Origin of the sequence: Caballeronia sp. LZ032 (assembly GCF_031451315.1) — a bacterium.
Classification (GTDB): domain Bacteria; phylum Pseudomonadota; class Gammaproteobacteria; order Burkholderiales; family Burkholderiaceae; genus Caballeronia.
On sequence record NZ_JARUXP010000025.1, the window covers coordinates 1 to 2195 of the forward strand.

Below are 2195 nucleotides of genomic sequence, written 5' to 3' on the forward strand. Positions count from 1 at the left end.
TGCCCCACCTCCGGCCTGACATCCGCCGCCTGCTTGCCAATACGCCGACCGAGCGCATCATATCGATACACCCATCGCTCATTAGCGGTGTTCTCGAACCCCACCATCCGCCCGAACACGTCCCACGTGAACTGCTCCACGCCCCGCGCAGGATGCGTACGCTCGGCTAGCTGCCCCGCCGCATCCAGCCACCAGCGCGCGCCGTCCGGATGCTGCCACTCACGGCCTCGCTCGGTCGCCCGCACCTGCGAGAACCGATCGCCTTGCGCGTCATACACATACCGACGCAGCCGCTGTCCCGGATCCGTATGCTCGACGATCCGGCCCAGCGGATCGTATCGATAGCGATCCACCCCCAACCGGCTATCGCTGCGAGTGACCAGGTTCCCGCTGACGTCATAGTCATACCCGACATGCGTCTCGCGATGCCCCGCACGCCGCGCGGTCTGTCGCGCGAGCCGCCCCGCGCTGTCGTAGCTGAACGCATGATCGAGTCCGGGTGCGAACTCAATCCCGCTCAAGCGGCTCGCCAGATCATGCGTGAAGCGGATCGGTTCATGCGCATCGATGCTCAACGTGCGAGCCAATCCCGACTCATCGTACTCATGGCTCAGCGTCTGCCGATAACACACGTCGCCATTCAAGCCGCGCATCTCGCGCCGCTGCGTCTGCAACTGACCCGCCGCGTCGTACTCGTAGCTCAGGCTGCCGAGCGTATCGGCATGCTGCTGCGTCTCGCTCGTGAGCCGCCCGTCGAGGTCATACTCGCGCTGAACCAGCCCATGCGCATTGCGCGCTTCGATCAACTGACCGCGCTTGTTATAGGCGTAATGTTCGTCCTCGCCGCTGCCCGCCGCGATGCGGCTCACGATACGCCCCAACGAATCGCACCGGATGCTCAGCACGCGCCCGAGCGGATCGACAGTACGCTGCAAGTGCCCCGCCGGATCGTACCCATAGCCGCGCGCTTGCCCGAAGTAGTCGATCTCCTCGATCAGCCGGCCCGCTGCATCGCGCTTCAGATGCCAGGTCTGTCCGAGCGGATTGCTTACGCCTATCAGCTGCTCTTCGGTATCGTAGTGATAGCGAGTAACGCTGCCGTCCGGATCAACGCGCGTCTGAAGCTGCCCCTGTCCGTAATACGTGAAGCGCGTTTCCTGGCGCGCTTCGTCTTCGTAGCGGATGAGATTGTCCTCGCCGTCATACTCGCAACGCACCCATGCCCCACTGGGAAGATCGCAGAGAATCAGACGATCCTTCTTGTCCCACGCATAGCGCGTCGTCCCTTCACCCGGCGCTTCGCGGTGCAGCAGATTGCCGCGCGCATCGTGGGTGAAGTGCGTGACGCGGCCCAACGCATCGGTCAGACTGGCCAGATAGCCATACGCGTCGTAGTTCAGGGCCGTGCAACGCCGCGCCGCATCCGCCACTTGCGTCAGCTGCCCAAGCGCGTCATAAGCGAATGCGCTCGAACACCCCGAGGGTGTCACCTGTTCGATCAGATTGCCACGCGTATCCCAAACCTGGCGCCAGACGCCCCCTTCGGGATCGGTGATCGCGACCGGCCGATGCTCCTCGTCATACGCGGTCTGCACCACCGTGCGATCCGGCAGCCGGTGCGCGAGCAGGTTGCCGTACCCGTCGTACTCCCATTCTGTTGCGTTTCCCGCCGGGTCGACCTCCGCGATCGTGCGGCCTTCGCCATCGTATTGATAGCTGCGCACGCCGCCCGACCCATCGATGCGCGCCACCGGCCATTGCTGCTCGTTGTATTGCAGCACCGTGAGGCGGCCCAGCGAATCCGTGAAGCGCGTCTCCAGATGCGCAAGGTCGTACTCGAAGTGGTAGTCGTACAGGCCGCCGTCGCCCCATGCGTGGCTCACGCGCCATTGGCCGTCCTCGTGCATCGCATGGCTGTAGTAGAACGACAGGCCGTTGCGGTCGGTATGCCTCACCATCTGATGCTGCGCATACTCGAAACAGTAGGGCGCGTTGTGCGCATCGAGCACGGCGCCCAGGTTGCCCAGCGCGTCTTGCTGATACGTCACCAGCGGATGCGCGCCACCTTGTGCATCGTGCAGCGTGAGCGCCCCGAGACAGCCCGCGACGATCCCCGAAGCAGCGCGCAACTCGCGCCCCGTGGGACGGCCTCCCGCGTATTCGACGAAGCGCATCGACACGCCGTGGTGAATCGC

Annotated in this window: 1 pseudogene; it reads right to left on the bottom strand. The window is 64.5% G+C overall.

What is annotated here, in order from left to right:
* Nucleotides 1–2195, bottom strand: a pseudogene (locus tag QCE69_RS39155) (type IV secretion protein Rhs); the annotation flags it as partial.